General features: G+C 70.8%; 25 protein-coding genes. 10 read left to right on the forward strand and 15 right to left on the reverse strand.

Annotated elements, in window-relative coordinates; all coding sequences use genetic code 11:
- Positions 1–60: 60 nt before the first annotated feature.
- From JOD64_RS04190 to JOD64_RS04200, 3 genes are all read right to left on the reverse strand, one after another.
- Entirely contained in the window at positions 61–483 is a 423-nt protein-coding gene (locus tag JOD64_RS04190) for a roadblock/LC7 domain-containing protein (protein ID WP_088988684.1), read from the reverse strand.
- Positions 480–3017, reverse strand: coding sequence for a sensor histidine kinase (locus JOD64_RS04195; RefSeq protein WP_204940991.1), 2538 nt, complete (start codon positions 3015–3017; stop codon positions 480–482). The genes JOD64_RS04190 and JOD64_RS04195 overlap by 4 nt, the downstream gene beginning before the upstream one ends.
- A 99-nt stretch (positions 3018–3116) precedes the next feature.
- Entirely contained in the window at positions 3117–4529 is a 1413-nt protein-coding gene (locus JOD64_RS04200) for an FGGY family carbohydrate kinase (RefSeq protein WP_204940992.1), read from the reverse strand.
- Between the two features lie 207 nt (positions 4530–4736).
- Here JOD64_RS04200 and JOD64_RS04205 point away from each other — a divergent pair, with 207 nt between their 5' ends.
- Entirely contained in the window at positions 4737–6659 is a 1923-nt protein-coding gene (locus JOD64_RS04205; RefSeq protein ID WP_204940993.1) for an anthranilate synthase family protein, read from the forward strand.
- A gap of 106 nt (positions 6660–6765) precedes the next feature.
- Here JOD64_RS04205 and wrbA read toward each other — a convergent pair whose 3' ends face one another.
- The 4 genes from wrbA to JOD64_RS04225 form a co-directional block, all read right to left on the reverse strand.
- Complete coding sequence (gene wrbA, locus JOD64_RS04210) at positions 6766–7383, reverse strand: NAD(P)H:quinone oxidoreductase (RefSeq protein ID WP_204940994.1); 618 nt, start codon at positions 7381–7383, stop codon at positions 6766–6768.
- 308 nt (positions 7384–7691) lie between these two features.
- The gene (locus JOD64_RS04215; RefSeq protein WP_204940995.1) at positions 7692–8060 is read right to left on the reverse strand and encodes a DUF3037 domain-containing protein; all 369 of its coding nucleotides are present in this window, start codon (positions 8058–8060) and stop codon (positions 7692–7694) included.
- Positions 8057–8815: a HipA family kinase gene (locus JOD64_RS04220; RefSeq protein ID WP_204940996.1), complete on the reverse strand. Its 759-nt coding sequence runs from the start codon at positions 8813–8815 to the stop codon at positions 8057–8059. Before JOD64_RS04220 ends, JOD64_RS04215 begins: the two co-directional genes overlap by 4 nt.
- Positions 8816–8884: 69 nt before the next feature.
- Positions 8885–9277, reverse strand: coding sequence for a DUF4190 domain-containing protein (locus tag JOD64_RS04225; RefSeq protein ID WP_204940997.1), 393 nt, complete (start codon positions 9275–9277; stop codon positions 8885–8887).
- Positions 9278–9409: 132 nt separating this feature from the next.
- On the opposite strand from JOD64_RS04225, the gene JOD64_RS04230 reads away from it, so the two are divergent.
- Positions 9410–10531, forward strand: coding sequence for a winged helix DNA-binding domain-containing protein (locus JOD64_RS04230; protein WP_204940998.1), 1122 nt, complete (start codon positions 9410–9412; stop codon positions 10529–10531).
- Positions 10532–10614: 83 nt separating this feature from the next.
- Here JOD64_RS04230 and JOD64_RS04235 read toward each other — a convergent pair whose 3' ends face one another.
- From JOD64_RS04235 to JOD64_RS04250, 4 genes are read right to left on the reverse strand one after another with little or no spacing between them, the layout of a single operon-like run.
- On the reverse strand, positions 10615–11823 hold the full coding sequence (locus JOD64_RS04235) for an ABC transporter ATP-binding protein (protein WP_204940999.1): 1209 nt from the start codon (positions 11821–11823) through the stop codon (positions 10615–10617).
- Between the two features lie 10 nt (positions 11824–11833).
- On the reverse strand, positions 11834–12670 hold the full coding sequence (locus JOD64_RS04240; RefSeq protein WP_204941000.1) for a carbohydrate ABC transporter permease: 837 nt from the start codon (positions 12668–12670) through the stop codon (positions 11834–11836).
- A gap of 1 nt (position 12671) precedes the next feature.
- Positions 12672–13667: a carbohydrate ABC transporter permease gene (locus JOD64_RS04245; protein ID WP_307813231.1), complete on the reverse strand. Its 996-nt coding sequence runs from the start codon at positions 13665–13667 to the stop codon at positions 12672–12674.
- Positions 13664–14950, reverse strand: coding sequence for an ABC transporter substrate-binding protein (locus JOD64_RS04250; RefSeq protein WP_204941001.1), 1287 nt, complete (start codon positions 14948–14950; stop codon positions 13664–13666). Before JOD64_RS04250 ends, JOD64_RS04245 begins: the two co-directional genes overlap by 4 nt.
- Before the next feature lie 209 nt (positions 14951–15159).
- Between JOD64_RS04250 and JOD64_RS04255 the strand changes: the two genes are divergently transcribed.
- Positions 15160–15483, forward strand: a complete 324-nt coding sequence (locus tag JOD64_RS04255) for a hypothetical protein (RefSeq protein WP_204941002.1) — start codon at positions 15160–15162, stop codon at positions 15481–15483.
- Complete coding sequence (locus tag JOD64_RS04260; protein WP_204941003.1) at positions 15480–15878, forward strand: hypothetical protein; 399 nt, start codon at positions 15480–15482, stop codon at positions 15876–15878. The genes JOD64_RS04255 and JOD64_RS04260 overlap by 4 nt, the downstream gene beginning before the upstream one ends.
- A gap of 18 nt (positions 15879–15896) precedes the next feature.
- Here the strand turns inward: JOD64_RS04260 and JOD64_RS32810 are convergent, their stop codons facing one another.
- Positions 15897–16049, reverse strand: coding sequence for a hypothetical protein (locus JOD64_RS32810; RefSeq protein ID WP_239559403.1), 153 nt, complete (start codon positions 16047–16049; stop codon positions 15897–15899).
- Positions 16050–16430: 381 nt separating this feature from the next.
- On the opposite strand from JOD64_RS32810, the gene JOD64_RS04270 reads away from it, so the two are divergent.
- The 5 genes from JOD64_RS04270 to JOD64_RS04290 all read left to right on the forward strand — a co-directional run bounded on the left by JOD64_RS04270 (position 16431) and on the right by JOD64_RS04290 (position 19051).
- On the forward strand, positions 16431–17231 hold the full coding sequence (locus JOD64_RS04270) for a helix-turn-helix domain-containing protein (protein ID WP_204941005.1): 801 nt from the start codon (positions 16431–16433) through the stop codon (positions 17229–17231).
- Positions 17225–17413 (forward strand): DUF397 domain-containing protein, encoded by a 189-nt coding sequence (locus JOD64_RS04275; protein WP_204945886.1) that lies wholly within the window; start codon positions 17225–17227, stop codon positions 17411–17413. Before JOD64_RS04270 ends, JOD64_RS04275 begins: the two co-directional genes overlap by 7 nt.
- The gene (locus JOD64_RS04280; protein WP_204941006.1) at positions 17410–18111 is read left to right on the forward strand and encodes a VOC family protein; all 702 of its coding nucleotides are present in this window, start codon (positions 17410–17412) and stop codon (positions 18109–18111) included. The genes JOD64_RS04275 and JOD64_RS04280 overlap by 4 nt, the downstream gene beginning before the upstream one ends.
- A gap of 185 nt (positions 18112–18296) precedes the next feature.
- Complete coding sequence (locus JOD64_RS04285; protein WP_204941007.1) at positions 18297–18728, forward strand: RusA family crossover junction endodeoxyribonuclease; 432 nt, start codon at positions 18297–18299, stop codon at positions 18726–18728.
- Positions 18729–18775: 47 nt separating this feature from the next.
- Positions 18776–19051: a hypothetical protein gene (locus JOD64_RS04290; protein ID WP_110561761.1), complete on the forward strand. Its 276-nt coding sequence runs from the start codon at positions 18776–18778 to the stop codon at positions 19049–19051.
- 359 nt (positions 19052–19410) lie between these two features.
- Here the strand turns inward: JOD64_RS04290 and JOD64_RS04295 are convergent, their stop codons facing one another.
- Both JOD64_RS04295 and JOD64_RS04300 read right to left on the reverse strand, forming a co-directional pair.
- A complete protein-coding gene (locus tag JOD64_RS04295) occupies positions 19411–20121 on the reverse strand; it encodes an HAD family hydrolase (RefSeq protein ID WP_204941008.1) in 711 nt (236 codons plus the stop codon).
- Positions 20122–20205: 84 nt separating this feature from the next.
- Positions 20206–20784 (reverse strand): TetR/AcrR family transcriptional regulator, encoded by a 579-nt coding sequence (locus JOD64_RS04300; protein WP_307813233.1) that lies wholly within the window; start codon positions 20782–20784, stop codon positions 20206–20208.
- Between the two features lie 178 nt (positions 20785–20962).
- Here JOD64_RS04300 and JOD64_RS04305 point away from each other — a divergent pair, with 178 nt between their 5' ends.
- Positions 20963–22162 carry a low temperature requirement protein A gene (locus JOD64_RS04305; RefSeq protein WP_204941010.1) on the forward strand — a complete coding sequence of 400 codons (1200 nt, stop codon included), beginning with the start codon at positions 20963–20965 and terminating at the stop codon, positions 22160–22162.
- Positions 22163–22190: 28 nt separating this feature from the next.
- Here the strand turns inward: JOD64_RS04305 and JOD64_RS04310 are convergent, their stop codons facing one another.
- Positions 22191–23309, reverse strand: coding sequence for a serine hydrolase domain-containing protein (locus JOD64_RS04310; protein WP_204941011.1), 1119 nt, complete (start codon positions 23307–23309; stop codon positions 22191–22193).
- Positions 23310–23378: the final 69 nt, after the last annotated feature.

Here is a 23378-nt window from a genome sequence, read left to right on the forward strand (position 1 = left end):
GACGGCCGGGCCCGGACGGCTCGGCTCTGGTGAGCCGGCGACCGTCCGGGACTCGGCCAGTCAGCGAGGCAGCGCCTGCTGCAACTCCGCCCGCAACGCCGGGGTGAGCATCTCCCCCGCCTGCTTGGCCAACCGGGCCATCTCGTAGCCCACCACACCGATGTCCGCGTCACCGGCGGCCAGCGTGGCCAGGATCGAACCGTCGCGAATCTGCATCACCAGGAAGTAGCCGCGACCCATCTCGACCACCGTCTGCTTGACCACATCGCCGTCGAACATCGAGGCCGCGCCCGCGGTGATGCTCATCAGCCCGGAGGTCACCGCGGCGAGCTTGTCCGCGTTGTCACGCGGCAGGTGGTCGGAGATCGCCACCAGCAGCCCGTCGGAGGAGACCACCACTGCGTGCGCCACGCCCGGCACCCGCTCCGCGAACGCGCTCACCAGCCAGCTCAGGTCACGCGCCTCCTGGCTCAACGTCGTCACTGTCGTCGTCCCCCTTCATCGTGCCCCCCGGACGGTGGCACGGGTATCTCGGTGGTGTCCTCGGCCTCGGCTCGCCGCACCCCGCTGTAGAGCCGGGAAAGCATGCCGCCGACCGCCTCCGGGTCCGGATCGGTGCGGTTCGGCACCGACATCGGTTGTGCCGAACGGGTGACCGCGCTCAACTGCGCCATCGGCACCCGCATCGGCAACCCTCGCTCATTGGTGCCACCGGTCACCGGGACTGCCGGCGGCGCCGACGGCGCGGGCACCGCCGGCGCGGACGGTCCCTGCCGCGACCACCAGCCTCCGCCGTCGCCACGGGCCGCCGCCGGGGTCAACACGTCCTCGGCGCGCACCGGCACCGGACGCGCCTGCCGCGGTACGGCGACGCCCGGGGGGCGGCCGGCCACCGGCATGTCCCGTGCGCCGATGCCCGGCCCCGGGGCAGGAGCTTCCCGGGTGATGCCGGGGCTCCGGACCACTCCCCGGGCGGCGCTCGCCGCCAGCATCCGGGGCGACGCGGGCGGATCCAGCTCCACCGGGCCCGCCGGCGCCAGCAACTCAGCGGGCAACGCGAGCCGGGCGACCAGGCCGTCCTCGCCCCCGTCGAGCCACACGCGCAGCCCCAGCCGGGCAGCCAGGTGGCTGACCACGAACAGACCCATCCGCTCCACCGCCGCGACGTCCGCAGCCGGAGGGCTGGCCAGCACGGCGTTCGCCTCGACCAGCGCGGCCGGGCTCATGCCCAGACCACGGTCGGTGATCTCGATCAGCGGGGTCCCGGCCCCGACTTTGGCCGTCACCACCACGAGGGTGTCCGGGCGGGAGAAAGCCGTGGCGTTCTCCAGCAGCTCCGCCAACAGGTGCACCAGCTCGCCGACCGCGTGCCCGACCACGTACATGTCGGCCACCGACTCGAAGCGGACCCGCTGGTACTGCTCGATCTCCGCAGCGGCGGCCAGCAGCACCGCACCGAGGCCGACCGGCCGGTTCCACCGGCGGGTGGAGTCGGTGCCGGCGAGCACCAGCAGACTCTCGTCGTTACGGCGCATACGGGCAGCGAGGTGGTCGAGCTTGAACAGGTTCTCCAACTGGTCCGGGTCGCTCTCCTCACGCTCCAGGTCGTCCAGCAGCTCAAGTTGGCGCTCCACCAGCACCTGGCTACGGCGGGCCAGGTTGACGAACATCGCGTTGACGTTGCGTCGCATGAGCGCCTGCTCGACGGCGACCGTGACCGCGCTGCGGTGCACCGCCACGAACGCCTCGGCCAGCTCACCGATCTCGTCGAGCGAGCGGACCACCGCCGGCGCGACCTCGATGCCGGGCACCCCGCCGGTGACCGTCTTCAAGCGGTCCAGTGCGTCGGGCAGCTCGACCTGCGCGATCCGGAGCGCCTGGCTACGCAGCAGCCGCATCGACCGGGCGACCGACCGCCCGACGAGCAACGAGATCAGCAGCGCGACCAGCAGCACCGTGACGACCCCACCGACGACCAGCAGGGTGGCCCGCAGCTGACCGTTGCTGGCGTCGTCGGCCTGCCGCACGGCGTCGTCCAGCACGCCGGCCTCAAGCTGGCGCAACAACTCCTGTCGCTGCTGGCTCGCCGACCACCACTGCTCCGACGGCAGCACCGCCGGCGACGCGTCTCCGGCCGACAGGCTGCGTTCCTCCAGCTGCACGGCGGTCAGGAACGTCGGGGTCACCGTGGTCTCGTCGTACCGACGGATCTGGTCGGTGGTCGCCGCCACCCGGAACGCGCCGAGCGCGGTCAGCTGCTGGGCGCGCAGATCGGCGAGGAGCACCCGGTCCTCGGTGCCGTACCCACCGGCGCGGGCGGCGGCGTAGAGCTGGGCCCGCACCCGGGAGGAGAGCTCCTTGACCCGGGCCAGCTGCACATAGCGCAGCACCGCGTCGTTCAACGCGGGTTGGTCCTGACCAGGCGTCGGCTCGGCGAGCAGGTCGATCATCGCGCCGACGGCCCGGTGGTAGTTGCTGAGGATGGTTTCGCTGCTGAGCACCGCCGGCGGGATCGCCGGCCGGATGTCGACCACCTGGTCGTACGCCTCCAACGCCTCGGAGAAGGCGACCCGCCAGGACGCGTCGGCGTCCGCGAGAGGCTCGGCGGCCCGACGCAGGTCCACAATGGCCCGGTCGGTGGCCGTCTGCAACGGCTTCAGGTCGGTCGCCGCCACTTCCCGGTCGCCGCCCCTGCGCAGCGCGCCCAACTCCCCCGCCGAGCGGTCGCGTTCCTGCTGGAGTTGCTGCACCACCGCGGTGATCTGCCGACCGATGCCGACCTGACGGGAGAAGTCGTTCAACGCCGTCGTTCGCCCCACCAGCGCGCTCGTCTGCACAGCCGCGAGCACCAGGAACGCCATCGACGGCACCATCAGCACGGTGGCGAGTTTCGTGCTCATCCGCCAGTCCCGCAGCCGGAACGGTGACCGGCGTCGATGCGGGACGACTCGGACGTCGAATCGGCGCCGACGGTGGTTCGACACCGCGCCGTTCGCCGGGTCGGGACCTGCCGCCACCCTGCCTCCTCCGTCCTACCGCGTCCACCGCGGTCCGGGGAGCGCAGTCCATCCAACCAGGCCCGGGGGCGCTGTCAACGGCCCGGGCATCGCCGAGGTTCAGGAAGGATACTGCGGGTGGGAACGTCCTGCCGTGGTCGGCAGAACCAGCTCGTCCGTCCGGCCGATGTCGGCGAGGTCGGCCGCGTCACCGAACCGACCCAACGCCACCAGTGCCGCGCCGGTGGCGCCGATCTCCGGGTTGCGTTGGTGCGACACCGGTCGCGGTGCGAGCGCGGCGGCGAAGGCCTGCCGCCACCACGTGGAGGCTGCCACCGCGCCCCCGCCCAGCACCACACCGACCGGCTTGTCGATCGTGGACTCCAGCACCGCGAGATCCCCGGCGACCAGCTCACACAGCCCCTGCATCAGCCCGGCCAGAATGTCCACTGAGGTGGTGCTGAAGCTCAGGCCGCCGAGTCGGCCGGTGCCCGCCGGTGCCAGACCCGGCGGCCGGTCGCCACCGAAGCGGGGGTCGGCCGGTCGGCCACCGCCCGCCGGCACCAGCGCCAGCGCCGCGTCCAGCTCCGCCCCCTGGGGCAACCGCAACTCCCGGTCCGCCCAGGCGAACAGGTTGCCCCCACTGGCGTACGCCGCACCGGTCACCACGTGGTCGTGGTCGACCCGGTAACGCCACAGTCGCTCGGGCAGCCGAGGCATCGGTTCGCCGGCCGGGATGCGCTGCATCAGCCGGACGGCCGCGGAGGTGCCCACGGTGACCGCCGCGCGGCTCGGGTCGACGCAACCGGAGCCGACGTTCGACGCACCACCGTCGCCGACGGGCGGTGACCACCGGGCCTGCGCCAGCTGCGGCCAGCGGCGGGCCTTCTCGGCCCGGAGCCGGCCGTGCCAGTCCAACTCGCCGAGGGGCGGCAGGTCCTGGGGTCGCGCCCTGGCCAACGTCAGAGCCTCGTCATCCCAGCGCAGAGTGCTCAGATCGAGCAGACCGGTCCCGGAAGCCTGGGAAACCGACATGGGTGCCGCGTCGAGCAGCTCACCCAGCACGTACTCGGGCAGGCCGACGAACCGGGCGATCGGGGTGCCGGACTGCTCACGCAACCAGGGCAACCGCATCGACCAGTACGAGCGGTGCCACCAGCAGCCGGTGCGCTGGTGGAAGCCGTCCGGGTCGGCCGGCCCCGCCGTGCCGCCGACCGGCACGGGCCGGGTGTCCAGCCAGGTGATCACCGGGCCGAGGGGGGTGCCGCCGTGGTCGAGGGGGAGCACCGAGTGCCACTGGGCGGAGACCGCCACCAGGTTGACGTCGTGCAGGTGCCCCGCGTCGGCAAGCTCGTCCAGGCAATCGACCAGGGAGGCGAGATAGTCGGGCCCGGACAGCGTGCCGGTGCCGTCGTCGCCGATGGCAAGGTCGATCTTGCGCCGGGCCAGGGCGCCGGGCAGCGGCCGGGTGTCCGCGTCCAGCACCAGCCCGCGTACGGAGGAGGTGCCCAGATCGAGCGCGAGAATGTTCATCGCCGGTCAAGTTACCCGGTGTCAGGCGCGCGCCGGGGGCGTAGGGTGGATCGTATGCTCGCGCATCTGACCTGCTGGTGGCCCGCCAACCTGGCGGCCCACTTCCGCGCGTAGCTCCATCCACGCGGCCGCCATCGAGGCGGTCGCCCGGATCTCCCGTCCGGAGAGCCCGCCCCGACGGCGGCGCCCGGCTCGACGGAGACTCCGATGACCCACCTGACCGACCTGCTCGCCGCCGTCGCCGACGGTGTCGATCCCGGCCCCTTCGCGCTGCTGCGCCGCGACGGCGCGGACGAACTGGAGCTGTTCACCGGCCCGGTCGACACCGTCGAGCGGCTCGCGGACATCCCGTTGACGCCGGGCACCCCCGGGGCGCGGACGTTGGCCCTGGTGCCGTACCGGCAGATCACCGAACGCGGGTTCGCCTGCGTCGACGACGGCGCCCCGCTGGAGTGCCTCCAGATCCGCGAGCACCGACGGATCGCGCTGGCTGACGCTCTGGCCATGCTGCCCGACGAACCGGTCCGCACCATCGATGCCGCCTTCGACGTCAGCGACGAGGAGTACGCGCGGACGGTGCAGCGGGTGCTCGCCGAGGAGATCGGCCACGGTGAGGGCGCGAACTTCGTCATCCACCGCGCCCTGCACGCCACCGTGCAGGGTCCACCGCTGGTTGCCGCGCTGGCCGCGCTGCGCCGGCTGCTGGTCAACGAGCGTGGCGCGTACTGGACGTTCGTGGTGCACACCGGCGCACGGACGCTGGTCGGCGCCAGCCCGGAGCGGCACGTCAGCGTCGACGACGGGCTGGTGATGATGAATCCGATCAGCGGCACGTTCCGGAGCGCCGGTGGCACCGCGGACCGGGCGGCCCTGCTGCGCTTCCTCGCCGACGAGAAGGAGGTCGAGGAGCTGTACATGGTGCTCGACGAGGAGTTGAAGATGATGGCCACCGTCGCCGAACACGGCGGCCAGGTGATCGGTCCGTACCTGAAGGAGATGTCGCACCTGGCGCACACCGAGTACCTGCTCGCCGGGCGGGGCACCCGTGACGTGCGGGAGGTGCTGCGCGAGACGATGTTCGCCCCCACCGTCACGGGCAGCCCCATGGAGAACGCCTGCCGGGTGATCGCCCGGCACGAGCGCCGGGGCCGGGGCTACTACGCGGGCGTGCTGGCCCTGCTCGGCCACGACGAGACCGGCCGGCAGACACTCGACGCGCCGATCCTGATCCGCACCGCCGAGATCTCGCCCACCGGCCGGCTGCGGGTGCCGGTGGGAGCCACCCTCGTCCGACACTCGACGGCGGCCGGCGAGGTGGCCGAGACGCACGCCAAGGCGGCCGGTGTGCTGGCCGCGCTCGGCCTCGGGCCGGCGGCGCCCGGCGGCGGCGGCGGGCCGGTCGCGCGACTGGCCGACGACCCGGCGGTACGCGAGGCGCTGGCCGCCCGTAACGCACCGCTGGCCCGGTTCTGGCTGGATCAGCGGGCACCGGACGCGCCGGGGTTGCCCGGGTTGGTCGGCCGGCGGGCCCTGATCGTGGACAACGAGGACACGTTCACCGGGATGCTGGCGCACCAGCTCGGCGCTCTGGGGCTCACGGTCACGCTGCGACCGTGGCACGTCGGCGGCCCGGTCGACTCGTACGACCTGGTGGTGGCGGGTCCCGGGCCGGGCGACCCGGGCAGCCTGGACGAGCCGAAGATGGTGGCGCTGCGCAGGCTGCTGGCCGGGCTGTTGGCGACCGGCCGACCCACCCTCGCGGTCTGCCTCGGCCATCAGGCGCTCGCCGGGCTGCTGGGGCTGACACTGCACCGCCGGGAGGCGACCTATCAGGGGTTGCAGCGGGAGGTGCCGCTGTTCGGCCGGACCCGGCGGGTCGGGTTCTACTCGACGTTCACCGCCCGCGCAGAGGCGGACCGGCTGGCCACCGCGTACGGGCCGGTGGAGCTGGCTCGGGACGCCGGCGACGGCGCCGTGCACGCGCTGCGTGGGCGCGGCTTCGCCGGGGTGCAGTTCCACCCGGAGTCGGTGCTCAGCCCGGACGGGCTCGCGGTGCTGAGCGAGCTGTTGAGTGACCTGCTGCCGGCACCGCGCACCGACGAGTTGTCCGCCGCCAGCGGACGTGCATAGTCGCCCCGCCTCGGGGTAGGGCTGGATCGACAGGTGGCGTGGGCGGGCCGAGAGCCCCCGCCCGCGCCACCTGTCGCAGTCGACGTCACCGGGCTCGCCGCCGCCGTCACCCAGCCATGCCGGCCTTCAGCGCCGCCCCGATCTGCACCGCCCGCCGCGCGGTGAGCGCGCAGGCCCCGAGTGCCACGGAGTCCGGGGGGATCTCCCCGTTGTTGCTCGTGTGCGAGGCGCCGTACGGGTTTCCGGCGATGAACTGGCTGGTATCGGTGTATCCGGGCGTGACCACGATGCCGCCCCAGTGGTAGAAGACGTTGAAGAGCGAGGTCAGCGTGGTTTCCTGCCCCCCGTGCAAGGTCCCGGACGAGGTGAAGCCCGCGTAGACCTTGTTGGCCAGCGCGCCCTGCGCCCAGAGCGGGCCGGACGTGTCGATGAACTGCTTGAGCTGAGCGGCGATGATGCCGTACCGGGTCGGCGCGCCGAGGATCACGACGTCGGCCCAGGACAGGTCGTCGAGCATCGCTTCGGGCACATCCTGGGTTTCCAGGTGGTGCGCCTGCCAGCCGGAGTTGGAGCGGATCGCCTCGTCCGGCGCCAACTCGCGCACCTTGCGCAGGCGGACGTCGGCCCCGGCATCCCCGGCGGCCTCGCACACGGCCTGCGCCATCTGGTACGTGGTGCCGGTGGCGCTGTAATAGATCACCGCTACCTTGATCTGGGCAGCCATCAGATGTTCCCCTTCTCGTCTCGGGTCAGCTCCCGCGACTACCCGGTGAGCACGACCTCTAACGGCAGCGCCCGCGCGCTTCCCCGTGCCGGTCGCCGGACGTGAATTTTCCGCAAAATTCCCGACTGTTTCGCCCCCTCGACCCGCGCGGACGGCGATCCTGATGCCACCGGTGCCGACGGGAACCAGCCGTCGCCCCGCATCGTGCACCTGAACGGGGGATCACGCTCCGCCAGCAACGGCGCTGGCGCAGCGTGATCAGGGGCCGCCCAGCGTGACCAGCTGCCGCCGGCCGCTGCCGCTGCCGCTCAGCGGACCAGGGCTGCCATCAGCCGGTCCAACTCGGCCGCCGGATCGAGGGTGAGCCCGGTGTGCACCGGGCCGGTCTGGATCATCGTGCTGCGCGGTGCGGCCAGCCAGTGGAACCGCTCACCGAGCCGCATCCGGGTCGCCGGCCCGTCGCCGGAGCAGGTCCGGTCCCAGGAGCCGAGCACCGCCGCCACCTCCGGCAGGTCCACGTCGGGTGCCAGCGCGCGGACCCGGTCGGCGTCCAGGTGTGTACGCGCGGCCAGGAAGTCACGCTGCTGGCAGTAGAGCAGCACCCCGACGTTGATCTGCTCGCCGCGCTCGATGCGGGGCACCAACCGGATCAGCGCGTACTCGAACGGATGCCTCATGCCGCGCTCCCCTGCGGCAGCCAGTCCGCCGTGCGGGTCATCCGGGCCGACAGGTGCTCCAGGTACGCGGCCCGGGCGGCATCCGCCGAGTCGAAGTCGGCGGCGGTCAGCCAGTCCGCGGGCACCAGCGCCAGCACCTCGGTGAGCAGCTCCGGGGTGACCCTGGGCGCCAACTCGGCGTCGGCTTCGGCCAGTCGGGACGCGTACGGGGCCAGCACGTGGTCGTCGGCGCGGTACGCCCGGTGCACGGCGCCGCCCGCGCGCGGCCAGTTGTGGTGGAAGTACAGCGAGGCGCCGTGGTCGATCAGCCACAGCTCCCGGTGCCAGACCAGCAGGTTGGGGTTGCGCCAGCTCCGGTCGACGTTCTCCACGTACGCGTCGAACCAGAGCACCCGGGAGGCCAGTGCCGGGTCGACGGGGTGCGCCAGCGGATCGAAACCCAGCGCCCCGGGCAGGAAGTCCATCCCCAGGTTGGCGCCCCCGCTGTTGCGCAGCAGCTCCTGCACCTCCTGGTCGGGCTCGGCTCGCCCGATCACCGGGTCGATGTCGAGCACGACCAGCGGGGGCACCCGCAGCTCCAGCCGGCGGGCCAGCTCACCGCAGATCACCTCGGCGATCAGCGCCTTGGGCCCTTGGCCGGCGCCCCGGAACTTCGCCACGTACGTGCCCAGGTCGTCGGCCTCCACCACGCCAGGCAGCGACCCACCCTCGCGTAGCGGGGTGACGTAGCGGATCGCGGTGACCTGGCGGAGCACGCCGCCCACCCTACTGTGATCGGCCGTGACGGGCAGCCGCCCCGGCCGACCATGCCGGTCCCGCGGGCGTCAGTCGAGCTTGTCGCGCAGTTTGTCGACCTGGGTCTGGAGGCGGTCCACCGCGTTCTCGTTGTTGATGAAGGTGGTGATGCCCGCAGCCAGCCCCAAGCCGATCAGTACGGCCAGGATGCTGAGCACCAGGCCGCCGATCGACACGCCACGGCCGGTGACCCCCGGTCGGCGGGCCATCTTGAGGCCGACGATGCCGAGGACGATCCCGATGATGCCGAGCACCAGCCCCAGCCAGGCGAGGATCGCCGTCAACGCACTGAACAGACCGGCCACCCCGAACACCAGGGCAAAGGTCGCGGCGGCGCTCGTCTTCGCCTGGCTGTTCCCCCGGTGGGTCCGGGATCCGGCCGGTGCGCCGGCACCCCGGGCCGGCTCGCTTGCGGCAGTCATGAGGCTCCCTTCCGTACGCGCGGCGCGCGCACTTCCGGATGGCCGCCTTCCCACTACGTGGGCGGTTATGCCGCACCCGGTGCCCAATCGCGTGCCCTACCCTGGCGCAACCACCTCCGGGGAAGGAATCCGATGACCAGGGAACTCACGGCATCCGAGGCGCTCGACCTGCGGATGACGAGCCTGCTGTTGCGGGCCCACCCGAGCGCCCGACCCGGTGGCGTCGCCGACGTGGTCGAGTGGTTCGGCGCGATGCAGGCGCAGGATCTGGCGAGTGGCCTGTGGTCGTTGGGCGCTCGGCTGCCGGGGCGGACCGTCGCCGACGTGCAGGCGGCGCTGGAGCGGCGCGAGGCGCTGCGCACGTGGCCGATGCGGGGCACCGTGCACCTCGTCCCACCCGCCGACGCCCGCTGGATGCTGGAGCTGACCGGCGTCCGCTCGCTGGCGGGCGCGGCGACCCGCCGGGCGCAGCTCGGGCTCACCGACGCGGACGCGGACCGGGCGGTGGACGTGCTCGGCGCCGCGTTGGCCGGCGGGGGCCGGCTCACTCGGGGCGAGTGCCTGGCGGTCTTTCGCGCGGCGGGTGTGGCGACCGACGGTCAGCGCGGCTACCACCTGCTCTGGTACGCGAGTGTGCGCGGGGTGACCTGCGTGGCACCCAACGTCGGCACCGAGCAGACCTTCGCTCTGCTCGACGAGTGGGCGCCCGAGCAACGCCACCTGGATCGGGACGAGGCGCTGGCCCTGCTCGCCCACCGCTACGCCCGCGGGCACGGGCCGGTCACTGCCCGCGAGTTCGCCGGCTGGAGCGGCCTCACCCTGACCGACGCGCGGCGCGGGCTCGCCGCCGCCGCCGACGTGCTGCGCACCGTACGGGTGGAGGACGAGCCGATGCACGTCGACGCGGCGCTGGCCGACATCGCGTTGGCGGACGCGCGGACGTCGCTGGACGACGTGCTCGCGCTGCCCGGGTTCGATGAGTACCTGCTCGGCTACCGGGACCGCACGCTGATGCTCGACCCGGCGCACCAGGCGGCCGTGGTGCCGGGCAACAACGGCATCTTCCAGGCCACGGTGGTGCGCGCCGGCCGGGTCGTGGGGGTGTGGAAGCGCAAGATCGGCCGGTCCGGGGTCACTGTGACGATCCAGCCGCTGACGACGCTGGACGCTGCCACGCGCGCCCGGGTGGAGCAGGCGCTGGGGCGGTACGCCGACTTCCTCGGGCTGCCGGCCCGCTACGACTGGTTGGCCTGACCGCTGCCCGACCTGCCGCCAATGCCGCAGGGTCACGACGAGGGCCGGCGGGCGAACCCACCGGCCCCGTCGTGGCGGCGCCGTCAGTCGGCGAGCGCGCCGGCCGCCCGACCCTCGTGCAGGGTCAAGTTGCGGCCGTTGGCCGGGTCGAACAGGTGGATCTTCTCCAGGTTGAACCAGACCCGGCGCGACTGCCCCTCGACAACTGGTGACTCGGCGGACAGCCGGGTGACGAGGTTGCCGCCGGCACCGGCGAAGTCGGCCGCACCGGCGTCGGCGGCCAACTCCTCCAGCTCGGCGGCGCTGGCCCGCTCCCCCTCCACGGTGAAGTAGACGTACTTGTCCGAGCCCATCGACTCGACGATGTCCGCCGGCGCCTCGAACTCGATGCCCCGGCGACGGGTGTCGTGGTCGACCAGCTCGGCGTCCTCGAAGTGCTCGGGGCGGATGCCGAGGATCAGCTCGCGGGGCGCGTCCGCTGCCTCCAGTTCGCGGCGTACCCGGTCGCCGAGCGGCACATCGCCCAGTGCGGTGTGCAGCCCGCCGTCCTGCACGGCGGCGTGCAGGAAGTTCATCGACGGCGAACCGATGAAGCCGGCCACGAAGAGGTTGCGCGGGTGGTCGTACAGCTCCTGTGGAGCACCGACCTGCTGCACCGCGCCGCCGCGCATGATTACCACCCGGTCGCCGAGGGTCATCGCCTCGGTCTGGTCGTGGGTGACGTAGACGGTGGTGGTGCCGAGCTTCTTCTGCAACCGGGACACCACCGTGCGCATCTGCACCCGCAGCTTGGCGTCGAGGTTGGACAGTGGCTCGTCCATCAGGAACGCCTTCGGCTGACGGACGATCGCCCGGCCCATCGCCACCCGCTGACGCTGACCGCCGGAGAGGTTGGCGGGTTTGCGGTCGAGCAGCGGAACCAGTTCCAGCACCTTCGCCGCCTCGTCGACCTTCTGGTTGATGGTCTCCTTGTCCAGCTTCGCCAGCCGCAGGGGGAACGCCATGTTCTCCCGCACTGTCATGTTCGGGTAGAGCGCGTACGACTGGAACACCATGGCGATGTCCCGGTCTCGGGGAGCCTTGTCGTTGACGCGCTGCCCGGCGATGCGCAGTTCGCCGGAGCTGATGTCCTCCAAACCGGCGATCATGTTGAGGGTGGTGGACTTACCGCAGCCCGAGGGTCCGACCAGGATCACGAACTCGCCGTCGGCGATCTCCAGGTCGACGTCCTGCACGGCGACGGTCCCGTCCGGGAAACTCTTGCTCACCTTGTCGAGCACGATGTCAGCCATGACTACTCACCTATCCCTTGACTGCGCCGGAGGTCAGGCCGGACACGATGCGGCGCTGGAAGAAGAGGACGAACAGGATGATCGGAACGGTGATCACCACGGCGGCGGCGCAGATCGCCCCGGTGGGGTCCTCGAACTGCGACGCGCCGGTGAAGAACGACAACGCGGCCGGCACGGTGCGTGACCGCTCGGTGGAGGTCAGCGAGATGGCGAACAGGAAGTCGTTCCAACAGAAGATGAAGACCAGGATCGCCGTGGTGAACAACCCGGGCGCGGCCAGCGGAGCGATCACCCGCCGGAACGCCTGCGCCTGGGTGGCGCCGTCCATCTTCGCCGCTTTTTCCAGATCCCACGGGATCTGTTTGAAGAACGCCGACAGCGTGTAGATCGCCAGCGGCAGCGCGAAGGTGATGTACGGCAGGATCAGCCCGGGCCAGGTGTCGAAGATCTTGAGCTGACGCTCGATCTCGAACAGCGGCGACACCAGCGACACCTGCGGGAACATCGCGATGAGCAGCGAGACGCCGACCAGCAGCCGCTTGCCGGGGAAGTCCAGCCGGCTGATCGCGTACGCGGCCATCGCGCCGAGCACCACCGCGATCAGCGTGGCGATCAACGCGATGCCGATCGAGTTGACCAGCGCCCGGACGAACTGGTCGGTTTCGAAGATCGTCCGGTAGTTGTCCAGCGTCCACTCCCGGGGGATGAACTTCCCGTCGGTGAGGGTGGCCGGCGTCTTGAACGACAGCGAGGCGATCCACAGCACCGGGACCATCGCGAAGACGACCACGAGGACGTCCAGCAGACCCCAGCGCACCTTCGCCCGCGCAGTGGTTTCGACAGCCATGTCAGCGCCTCTCGGAGTCGTCGCTGCCGGGGGCAGCGGTGCCGAACAGCTTCACGAAGACGAAGGCGATGATCGCCACGGTGATGAAGATCAGCACCGACATCGTCGAGCCGATACCGAGGTTGAGACCCCGGAGCAGGTTGTTGTAGGCGAGCATCGACACCGACGACGTCTCGTTGCCTCCGGCGGTGAGCACGAAGATGTTGTCGAAGACCCGGAACGCGTCCAGCGTGCGGAACAGCAGCGCGACCAGGATCGCCGGCTTCATCACCGGCAGCATCACCTTCGTGAACTTCTGCCAGGCGGTCGCGCCGTCGGTGGAGGCCGCCTTGAGCAGGTCCTCCGGCACCAGCGCCAGCCCGGCCATCAGCAGCAGCGCCATGAACGGGGTGGTCTTCCAGATCTCCGCGAGCATGATGATCGCCAGGGCGCTGGCCCGTTCTGTGAGCGGCGCACCGTCACTGAACAGGTCGGCCAGGTAGCCGGTGCCGGGCGTCCAGGCGTACCGCCAGGAGAACGCGGCGACCACGGTGACGATCCCGTACGGGATCAGCGCCGAGGTCCGGACCAGGCCGCGACCGACCAGGGTGCGGTGCATGATGATCGCCAGGCCCATGCCGAGCACCAGCTCGACGGCCACGGTGACCACCGTGATCAGCGTTGTCACCCCGAACGCGGTCCACCAGAACTCGTTGCTGAGCACGGTGACGTAGTTCTCCAGGCCGATGAACTCGCGCTGGTCCGGGAAGCGCAGGTCGTAGCGCTGCAACGACAGCCAGAACGAATAGATGATCGGGTACGCGGTCACTGCGACCATGACCAGCGCCGCGGGCGCGCAGAGCAGCAGGCCGAGCTTGCGTTCGGCCTTCTTGTTCTCGCTCAACGGCGACTTGCGACGGCTGCCGCGTTGGGTGGGCACGGTGGCACGCTGGCCGGTGGATCCGCTGGTCTCGTCGGCGGCGACATCGGCGCCGGTCGGCGTGGCGTTGATGCTCACGGCAGGACCCCCTTCGACTGGAGGGCGTCGGCGATGGCGTCGCGCAGCTCGTCCGCGGTCTGCTGCGGGCGGATGCCCGACGGCGGGGACAGGATCGCCGACATCACTGTGGAGATGCTCTGGTAGGCCGGGGTCAGCGGACGGGTCGCCGGGTCCTTCAGCTCCTCCAGGATGGTGTCCTTCATGGGGTACGCCTCGGTCATCTCCGGCTCGTCGTAGACCTCCTCGATGGTGGGTGGCACACCGTCGTTGATGGCGGAGAACTTCTGGTGCTCGGCGCTACGGATGCACCGGGCGGCCTCGAACGACAGCTCCGGGTGCTTCGAGTAGGAGCTGACCGCCAGGTTGACCCCGCCGATGGTGACCTTGCTGGGGGTGCCCTCGTCGACGCCGGGGATCCGGGCCCAGCCGACCTGCTTGGCCAGCTCCGGGTCCGCCTCCTGCAGGGCCGGGTAGACGAACGGCCAGTTCACCTGGAACGCGCCCGAGCCGGACTGGAACTCCAGCCGCACCGGGTCCTCGGTGGCGTTGCTGAACGACGGCGAGGTCACGCCCGACGTGGCGAAGCGGCGGAGCTGCTCCAGCGCCCGAACCGTGCCCTCGTCCATCTCGGCCTTCGTGCCGTCGTCGTTGAGGATCTTCCCACCGGCGCTCTCGGCCAGGGTGTTGTAGAGGACGACCAGACCCTCGTACTGGGCGCCCATGGTGAGCACCTGGTACGGCTTGCCCTGGTCCTTCAGCTGCTGGGCCGCGCTGATCATCTGGTCCCAGGTCGTCGGCGGCTGGGGCACCAGGTCCTTGCGGTACCAGAGCAGTTGGACGTTGGTGTTCTTCGGCGCCGCGTACAGCTTGTCTTCGTAGCGGGCGGTCTCCAGCGGCCCGGCGAGGGTGCCCTGCTCGACCTCGGCCTTGTCCTGGCCGGTCCACTCGCGGATCCAGTCGGCGCTGGCGAACTCCTGGGTCCAGGTCACGTCCAGGCCGAGCAGGTCCATCCCGCTGTCCTCGGCGGCCAGCCGGCGCACCATCTGCACCCGCTGGTCGTCGGCCTGCCGGGGCAGCACCCGGTAGGCGATCTCGTACCGCCCCTGGGCCTGGGCGTTGCAGTCGTCGACGACCTTCTGCAGGTTCTGCTCGGGCGGGTAATACAGGTTGAGTGTCGGTGGGCCACCAGTGTCGTCCGCGCCGCACGCGGCCAGCGGCGCGAGCAGCGCCATCGCGGCGGCCGCCGCTCCGAGCCGAACAATCGGCCGACGCCGGTGTCGAGCCGTTTCGGGGTCCGTCATCGCCCTCCCCCTCTCTTCGGCGAAGACCGGGGAGGGGCATCCGCGCCCCGGCGCACGGCGAGCCGTCTCCAAGCCGGGAAGCTGCGGAAACACTCCGGCTCGGATGCTCTGTGCGGCTACACTGCCCCACCCGTGAAGCCGCGAAACCTGGCTGTCACAGCGAGTGTCCGTGCAGTGGCGCGGCAGTATGACAGGTGTAAGCTGCGCGTATGACAGAGCCTCAGCGCCGCTTCACGATCTCCGTTCCCCCGGACGTGGGTCAGATCCTGGAGAGCCAGGGCAACCGCATGGCCAGTGCCTACGTCACGGAGTCGGTGCGTCGACGCAGGCGGGTGGAGGAGCACAAGGAATTGCTGCTCGCCGCCGGCATTCACGTCACCGAGCAGGGTGTCGCTGAGGCTCGGGCACGCCGCCTGGGCGTGGAAGCCGAGTGGCCCCCGGAGCGGTTCGAGGCCGAGCGCGCAAAGATCCGCGCCGTCATGGAGGCCGAGATGAACGGCGACGATGCTGCTCCCCGCGCCGACGCCGCATGACCTCGGAGACGACACCACCGGTCCGGCTGGTCCTGGACCGGTCGGCCCTGCTGGGATACGCCGTCCTCCGGACGGTGCACGTGGGCGAACCCGTCCACGAGGTCATCGAGGACGGGGTGCGGTTCGGGGTGCCGGTGGTGGCAGCCGCCGAAGCTCTGAACATGGCAACCGGCAAGGACCTGGCCCTGCTGCACAAGCTGCTGGCCCTGCCCGCCTGCGCACTGCTACCGGAGCGGGCGCAGGACCTGCCGGAGCTGACCTTCTGGCAGCGCAGGACCCGCCGCTTCGACCTGGCGGCAGCCGCCGTGGCGGGCCTGACCCACGACGCCGCGGTTCTCACCGGCGAGGGACCCGGGTACTCCGACGGGGTGCCGCTGATCCACTTCCCGGGATGAACCACGGCGAGCCGAGCGTCAGCTCCGGGCCCTCGCCCAGGAGAGGAAGCGCTCGGTCATCCGGGCCGGCGGATGATCCGGGTGGAGTTGGGTGAGCTGGTTCGTCGCCTCGTGCATCAGGGTGCCGAGGTAGATGAGCAGTGCGGTCCGGCTGGCCCGGTACTCCGTCAACAGGGCGAGCTTGGCCGGCTGGCAGGGCCACTCCCTGCCACAGTTCCGGCACCGCCACAGCGGGCGCATGGCGACGTGCGGGACGGGCGGCCGGACCACCATCACCGCCACCGCACCGCGGGCTGCTGGTCTATCGGGCTGAACACATCGACCTCCTCGGGGACGGGGAAGGGGCCGCTCCCGCACGGGGGAAACGGGAGCGACCCCGGGTGCAGGGCCCACCGCCGCCATTCCGGCCACCAGCGGACCCGCCACTGGTGACAGTGTGGTGATGACGCGACTACCGTCGATACGTGCTCGCGTCATCCGTGCAGCTCAGCCGTCCAGGTGAGCACCCATGAGGGACAGGCCGAGCCACACTGAGCGAAGGTTGGGGAATTGATGGGGACCGTCACCGACTACGTGCTGGAGGAGCTACGCCTGTTCCGGGCGGCGACAGGGCTCAGTCAGGACGACTTCGGCAAGGGCATCGGGTATTCGGGCTCGCACGTCAGCTCGGTGGAGACCGGCGGACGACCACCCACAAAGGAGTACATGCGGGCTGTCGACGCCCACCACGAGACCAGCGGACGATTCCTGCGCATGCTGGAGAGGTTGGCCCAGCTCGACGCAGAGCCGGCCTGGCTCCGCGAGTGGATCGAGTTCGAGCGGGAGGCGACCACGCTGCGCTGGTTCGAGCTGGCGTACGTGCCGGGTCTGCTCCAGACCGAGCGGTACGCCCGCGCGACGCTGGCCGGTGGCCGGTTCGACGCGGAGGACGTGGACCGGATTGTCGCCTCCCGGCTGGAGCGGCAGGCGATCCTCCAGCGTCCTCGCCCGCCTCAGCTCATCGCCGTCCTGGACGAGGCCGTGCTGCGTCGGCCGGTGCTCGACCAGCCGGGGCTGATGGTCGAGCAGTGTGAGCACCTGGTCAAACTGGCGGCGGCGGAGCATATCCAGGTGCACATCGTGCCGGCGGATGCTGGTATGTACCTGGGGATGGGCGGCCAGTTCATCCTCGCCGAGATGCCGGACGGCGAGCGCGTGACCTATGCCGACAACCAGCTCACCGCGCAGATCGTCGATGCGCCGGCCGACGTCGCTAAGCTGGCGAAGACATGGGAGATCGTGCGGAACGAAGCGCTTCCGCGCCGGCAGTCAATCGACCTGATCAAGGAAGTGGCGAAGTCATGGACATGCTGACCCCGCAGTGGCGGAAGTCGACCAGGTCCGGCGGCAACGGCGGTGCCTGTGTCGAGGTCGCCGACAACCTGCCGCACGTGGTCCTGGTGCGCGACACCAAGGACCGCGACGGCGGCACCCTGCACGTCGACCCGGCGGCCTGGAAGGCGTTCGTCGGTTACGCCAGGCAGCACGGATCGTGATCGCACGCTTCAAGGATCTCTGTCTGGATGCCGCGGACCCGCTCGCCCTGGGCGCCTTCTGGGCCCGGGTGCTCAACGCAGACGTGGCCGACGCCGGCGACGGCGACACCCGGGTCGACCCCCGCTCGGCACGCTCGAACGCCGAGTCGATCTGGGTCAACCGGGTGCCCGAGCCTCGGGTCGGCAAGACCCGCGTACACCTGGATCTGCGGTTGGCCGACGCGGAGCCGGCGGCGTTGCTCGCGGATGGCGCCCGAGTGGTCCGCGAACCGGACAGCCACGCGCACTGGTGGGTGCTCGACGACCCGGAGGGCAACGAATTCTGCGCGTTCCCCGCCAAGGAAGGCACCCGGCCCGGCCCGTTCGAGCTGGTCGTCGACTCGACCGACCCGGCCGCCCAGGCGACCTGGTGGGCTGGTGTGCTCGGCGGTGCCGTCGAGTACGGGTCGACCGACTCGTCGGTGGTCGACGCCTCCGGCTTCCCCTGGGACTACTGGGTCTTCACCGGGGTGCCCGAGCCCAAGACGGTCAAGAACCGGCTGCACTGGGACGTCGATCTGGTCGACCCGGAGCCCACCGCGCTGATCGGCGCCGGTGCGACGCTGTTGCGGGAGCCCAGCGCGCGCAGCAACTGGTGGGTGCTGGCCGACCCGGAGGGCAACGAGTTCTGTGCCTTCGCACCGCGGTCTATTGGGTGAACGACCGACTACCGAGCGCGGGCGGTGTCCGCTAGCGTTTTCCCAACGCCGCAGCCAGTGCGTTCGCCGCCGCCGTCGACACGCCTCCGGCCCATCCCAGCCTGCCCGATCGGTTGGTAATCGCGGGAACGCCCCACCGCCGCTCCCCCGGTTCGGCAGGATCGTCCCAACGAGGAGGTGCCGTCGTGCAGGACACCCGCGCTCTCGCCCTGACGTTCGAGGTGAGCGGCCTGCCACCGGTCAAGACCGAAGCGTTGTCCATCTTCGCCGCCGGGCATCGGCAGGCGACGAGGGTCCGCGACCTGCTCCAAGCCGCCCTCACGGCGGCCCAGCGCACCGGTTGGACGCCGTTGCCCGGGCCGATCGAGGTGGACCTGGTCCTGCGCTGCCCGCCCGGGCACCGGACGAACGACGCCAGCACCCTGCTCGGCGGCGTCTGCGCGGTGCTGCAGGACAAGAAGCGGGTGTCGACCATCGGCCTCGCCCACCTCGGCGTGCTGGTGGACGTCGCCCTCTACGACGACGACCGGCAGATCCGCCGATTGTCGTACCAGGAGGAACCGGCGGAAACCTTCTCGTATCGGGTGCGGGTCGCGGCCGTACCGACCGGGGTTTGACCGACGTTCGCGGTGGGGTACCGCGGACGCCGACGAAGGGAGCACCGATGTCGGAGCCACATGTCACGCTCGACCCGCGCGGGCTCGACCCTGTGCAGCAGAAGCTGCGGGGCCCGCTGGAGGAGCAGCTGACCTCGGCGCTTCAGGCAGCCACCGACCGGGTCCGTACCGGCTACGCCGGCGAGCCGGTCGAGCAGGTCTGCCAGCGGCTGTTGGAGGAGACCCGCTCCGGGTTGCATCCCGACATCGCGGCCGGGTTCAACCCGGACATGGACGAGTTCTGCAGGGTGGCGGTGGCGATCGTCCGGGGCGAGGTTTCCTGACCGGCACGGCCACCCGGTTGATGTGGTGGTCAGAGCCGGGCCCGCAACGACCCGGCTCTGACCCCGACCGTCCGACCGTTCTGCACTCAGCTCCACGGTGCGCATCCGCCGGACGCTCGGCACGCGCCCGGCGAGTCCCCCCCGGCCGAGAGCGCCGGCCCAGGTTAGGCGGGTCGTGCGGTGCCGGACAAGCGCAGCGGGGCCAATAGCGGCATGACTGATCTCAGAATGGAAAAACGGCATGTCGCCGTAACGCGGCTCTGCTCGCCAGCGCTATTCGGGTCGCCGCCCGCAGTGGGCTGTTCGGGTCGCCGCCCGGAGCGGGCTGTTCGGGTCGCCCCCCGGAGTGGTCGGGGCGGTCAGAAGTGCCGCAGCAGGTCGCGGAACGCGGCCAGCCGCAGGACACCGGCGTCGGTCGGGTCCAGCTCGTCGTCTTCCAACACCCAGGTGTTCTCGTTCGGAATGAACACCGCGTTCAGCCCGGCAGCCCGCGCCGGCAGGATATCCGACTTCGGGGAGTTGCCGATCATCCAGGCACCGGACGGGTCGAAGCCGTGTTCCCGCACCAGCCACCGGTACGTCTCGACGGTCTTCTCGGCGACGATGTGCGCGGCCCGGAAGTGGTGCAGCAGCCCGCAGGCGTCCAGCTTGCGTTGCTGCTCCGCCCGGTCCCCCTTGGTCAGCAGCAGCAGTTCGTACCGGCCGGCCAGCTCGTCGAGCGCGTCGGCCACGCCGGGCATCAGCTCGACCCGGTGCTCGACGAGGGCCATCGACAGCCGGTCGATCTCCTTGCGCTCGGCGTCGGTGGTGGGCCGCTCACGCAGCCGCTCCAGGCACTCGGCCAGACTGCGCAGGAAGACCTTGCTGCCGTACCCGTGTGCCACCGCATTGGCCCGCTCGATGTCGTCGAGGATCATCCGGATCTCGGCCCGATCCAGGGTGGGGTGGTCGAGCCACTCGAGGAAGTCGTCGATCACCCGCTCGAAGACGACGTTGTTCTCCCACAACGTGTCGTCCGCGTCGAAGATCAGCACCTGTGCCTGCCGCCGGGCCGTCTCGCTGACCGTCATGCCATCTCCTTCTCGTGCCCACTCTGGGAAAGGCCGAGGAAACAGGATAGGCGCGAGATGGGCCAGCCATTTCTCGGCGCGATGTCACGGCCAGCGCAGCAACCGTTGTGCGATCAACGCCTCCCGCTCCTCCTGCCCCTCGGGTCGGAGTCGGCCGCCCCGGGTGAGCATCACGACGCCGTGCAGCAGGCTCCAGCCCACCTCGGTGAGGGTGTCCGGGTCCCGGCCCTCGGCCAGCGGGGTCAGGGCCGCACGCAGCTCGGCGAAGACCGCCCGGGGCGCGGCCGGCACCCCATCGACGCCGAGGGCCAGGTCGGGGGTCAGCGCGAGCATCGCGTCATAGACCTCCGGATTCGTGTACGCGAAGTCGAGGTACGCGCTCGCGACCGCCGGCCAGGCACCCTCGGGGTTGCCGGCGGCCTCCGCGTGCGCCTCGGCGAGGTCGGCGGCCAGGTCGGCGAAGGCGCACACGGCGACGGCGGCGATAAGCGCCTCCAGATCGGCGAAGTGCCGATAGATGTCGCCCATGTCGATCTGGGTTCGTTCGGCGAGCCGTCGGGTGGTCACACCCGCCCAGCCCTCCGCCTCGGCCAGCTCTCGCGCGACCGCCACGATGAGGTCACGCCGGTCCTGTTCGGTGGCCTTCTCGGAAGGTCCGGGCACGTCCACGAGCGTAGAGGCGTACACCTGCCGTAGCGGTCGGGTGACGGATTGGTGACTGTTGTGGTGGGCCGGCCCCTTCGCTCCACGTGCCACAGCCGCCCCCTGGCTCGTTAGGCGAGGAGATCACCGCGACGGGAGGGCACGTGGTCGTTCGGCGACACCGGCGCGTGGCGAGCCGATGAGGAACACCCCCGACAGACTGTTGCGCAGCGAAGCCACCCGCCAGCGGGCCACCTTTCTGGAGCTCTTCCTCGACCTGGTCTTCGTCTTCGCCCTCACCCGGATCTCGGCGCGGCTGATCGAAGACTTCACCGACGGCCAGCGCGGCGTGTACGCGGGCCTCGGCCAGGCTCTGCTGCTGTTCCTGGCGCTGTGGGCGGTCTGGTCGGTGACGGTCTGGTCGACGAGTTGGCTGGACCCGGACGCCCCGATCGTCCAGACCGTCATCATCATGACGTTGGTCGGTGCCATGACGATGGCCGTCGCCGTGCCACACGGCTTCGGCGCACGCGCCTCCCTCTTCGCCATCACCCTGGTGACCCTCCAGATCGGCCGAGTGATGTTCTTCTACGTCGCCGGGCACGGCCGGCCGGACCCCCAACAGTCGATCCGGATCCTGTTCTGGTTCGGCCTGAGCGCACCGCTCTGGATCGTCGGCGGGCTGGTCAACGACGGCACGGTTCGCGGGGCACTCTGGACCCTCGCCGTGCTGACCGACTACACCGGGCTGTTCCTTGGCTGGCCGACCCCCCGACTCGGCGCGCGACGGCTCGGCGTCCAGATGATCGCGGCCGAGCACCTGGCCGAGCGCTACCAACAGTTCCTCCTCATCGCTCTCGGCGAGGCGATCTTCGTTATCGGCCTCGCCTTCAGCGGCAGCGAGTTCCACACCGACCAGACTGGTGGGTTCGTCCTGGCGCTGGCGAGCACAGTCCTGCTCTGGCGGATCTACTTCCACGTGGCGGGAGGAATGCTGGGCACCGCCGTCGACCGTTCCCGCAACCCGGCCCGACTCGCTACCGACATGGCGTTCGCCCACATGGTCATGATCGCGGGGATCGTGCTCACCGGCGTCGGCTTCGAGCTGTTCATCGCCGAGCCGCTCGGGCACCTCCCGGCGACCTGGCTCATCCCCATCTTCGGCGGCCCGGTGCTCTTCCTCGCCGGACGATCGGCACTCGAATACCAGGTCTTCGGTCGGGTGTCCCGGTCCCGGCTGGCCGGCCTGCTGGCCTTCGGCCTGCTGATCCCGGCAGCACTGCACCTCCAGCCGCTCACCGCCGGCGCGGTCGCCGCCGTGGTGCTGCTCGGCGTCGCCGGGGCGGACGCGCGACGATCCCGCCACCGGTCGCCGGAGACGCCCACGCCCCCGTACTAGGGTCTGTGTCGAAGCCCATGGCTGAGGGTCAGCCGCAGAGGGCCTTGTTCAGGAACGCGTCGACGGCGTCGTCCGGGTCACCGTCGAAGTCGGGCGTGAGCACGATCGTGACCTGGTGGCGCCGGTCTTCGGTCAGGTAGGACCAGGACTGGTACGCCAGGGCATCGCCGTCGTTGCCGTACACACGAACCCCGCACGAGGTGTCCCGCCACCAGGCCAGCCCGAGTCCGTACCTTCCGCCCTCGACACCCGGCGTCATCATTTCCTTGAGTAGGTGATCCGGCAGGAGGCGCCCACCGAGCAGTGCGGCGAAGAACCGGTTGAGGTCACTCGTCGTGGAGATCATCTCGCCGCCTGCGCCCAGCACCGACGGGTTCATCTCCGTGTAGTCGAGAAGGCTCCGCTCGCTGTCCTGCCCTGTCGGCACGTAGCCGTGCGGATGCGGGCCGGCAATTCGCGAAGATGTTCCCGGTACCGAGGTGTCGCGCAGCCGCAACGGTGTGATGACTCGGCGCTTGATCTCCTCCCCGTACGACTGGCCGGTGACCTCCTCGACGATCTGGCCGAGCAGAAGGTAGGCGGTGTTCGAGTACGCGAAAGCCGAACCCGGAGGTTCGAAGACCGGCGGGTTGGCCACCGCCCGCTGAACGAGCTCGGCCGGGCTCCAGGTCCGCCACCGGTTGTTCAGGAACTCCGGCCCCGGCGGCATCGGCAGGGTACGCACATAGTCGTACAGGCCGCTGGTGTGGTTGAGCAGTTGGCGCAGGGTGATGCGGTGACCGTCCGGAACGGCTCCGGGAAGCCATCGGTCGACCGTGTCGTCCAGCCGCAGCCGCCCCTCGTCGACAAGTTGCAGGACGACGGTGGCGACGAACGTCTTCGTGATGCTGCCTATCCGGAACCGGCCCCCCACCGGGGCCGGCCGTGGCTTGCCCAACTCAGCGACACCGCTGGCGCCTCGCCACACGCCATGCTCGTCACGCACCTCCGCCAACGCACCCACCGCGCCGGCGGCCACGACGTCGTCCAGCCGCTTCTGCAGCCCGCCGCGGTCCGCGTCCTTCGATGCGGCGCTGGCTACGGCCGGCACCCCGATCACCGCCAAAGCCGTGGTCACAGTGACCAACGCCCGATGTACTCGCTTCATCCCGACCCCCTGGGAACAGTTCGTCGAGATCGATCCTGAACCAGTAGGCGCGACGGACATATCCGGGAA

The sequence above is a fragment of the Micromonospora luteifusca genome, from assembly GCF_016907275.1.
GTDB lineage: Bacteria > Actinomycetota > Actinomycetes > Mycobacteriales > Micromonosporaceae > Micromonospora > Micromonospora luteifusca.

Excerpts from the sequence above, each read along its gene's own strand:
- JOD64_RS04200 (WP_204940992.1), bottom strand. The coding sequence starts at position 4,529 with ATGAACATTCTCGCGCTCGATCTGGGCACCTCCTCCGTACGCGGGCTG.
- JOD64_RS04205 (WP_204940993.1), top strand. The coding sequence starts at position 4,737 with ATGACCCACCTGACCGACCTGCTCGCCGCCGTCGCCGACGGTGTCGAT.
- wrbA (WP_204940994.1), bottom strand. The coding sequence starts at position 7,383 with ATGGCTGCCCAGATCAAGGTAGCGGTGATCTATTACAGCGCCACCGGC.
- JOD64_RS04215 (WP_204940995.1), bottom strand. The coding sequence starts at position 8,060 with ATGAGGCATCCGTTCGAGTACGCGCTGATCCGGTTGGTGCCCCGCATC.
- JOD64_RS04225 (WP_204940997.1), bottom strand. The coding sequence starts at position 9,277 with ATGACTGCCGCAAGCGAGCCGGCCCGGGGTGCCGGCGCACCGGCCGGA.
- JOD64_RS04230 (WP_204940998.1), top strand. The coding sequence starts at position 9,410 with ATGACCAGGGAACTCACGGCATCCGAGGCGCTCGACCTGCGGATGACG.
- JOD64_RS04235 (WP_204940999.1), bottom strand. The coding sequence starts at position 11,823 with ATGGCTGACATCGTGCTCGACAAGGTGAGCAAGAGTTTCCCGGACGGG.
- JOD64_RS04240 (WP_204941000.1), bottom strand. The coding sequence starts at position 12,670 with ATGGCTGTCGAAACCACTGCGCGGGCGAAGGTGCGCTGGGGTCTGCTG.
- JOD64_RS04250 (WP_204941001.1), bottom strand. The coding sequence starts at position 14,950 with ATGACGGACCCCGAAACGGCTCGACACCGGCGTCGGCCGATTGTTCGG.
- JOD64_RS04255 (WP_204941002.1), top strand. The coding sequence starts at position 15,160 with ATGACAGAGCCTCAGCGCCGCTTCACGATCTCCGTTCCCCCGGACGTG.
- JOD64_RS04260 (WP_204941003.1), top strand. The coding sequence starts at position 15,480 with ATGACCTCGGAGACGACACCACCGGTCCGGCTGGTCCTGGACCGGTCG.
- JOD64_RS04270 (WP_204941005.1), top strand. The coding sequence starts at position 16,431 with ATGGGGACCGTCACCGACTACGTGCTGGAGGAGCTACGCCTGTTCCGG.
- JOD64_RS04275 (WP_204945886.1), top strand. The coding sequence starts at position 17,225 with ATGCTGACCCCGCAGTGGCGGAAGTCGACCAGGTCCGGCGGCAACGGC.
- JOD64_RS04290 (WP_110561761.1), top strand. The coding sequence starts at position 18,776 with ATGTCGGAGCCACATGTCACGCTCGACCCGCGCGGGCTCGACCCTGTG.
- JOD64_RS04295 (WP_204941008.1), bottom strand. The coding sequence starts at position 20,121 with ATGACGGTCAGCGAGACGGCCCGGCGGCAGGCACAGGTGCTGATCTTC.
- JOD64_RS04305 (WP_204941010.1), top strand. The coding sequence starts at position 20,963 with ATGAGGAACACCCCCGACAGACTGTTGCGCAGCGAAGCCACCCGCCAG.
- JOD64_RS04310 (WP_204941011.1), bottom strand. The coding sequence starts at position 23,309 with ATGAAGCGAGTACATCGGGCGTTGGTCACTGTGACCACGGCTTTGGCG.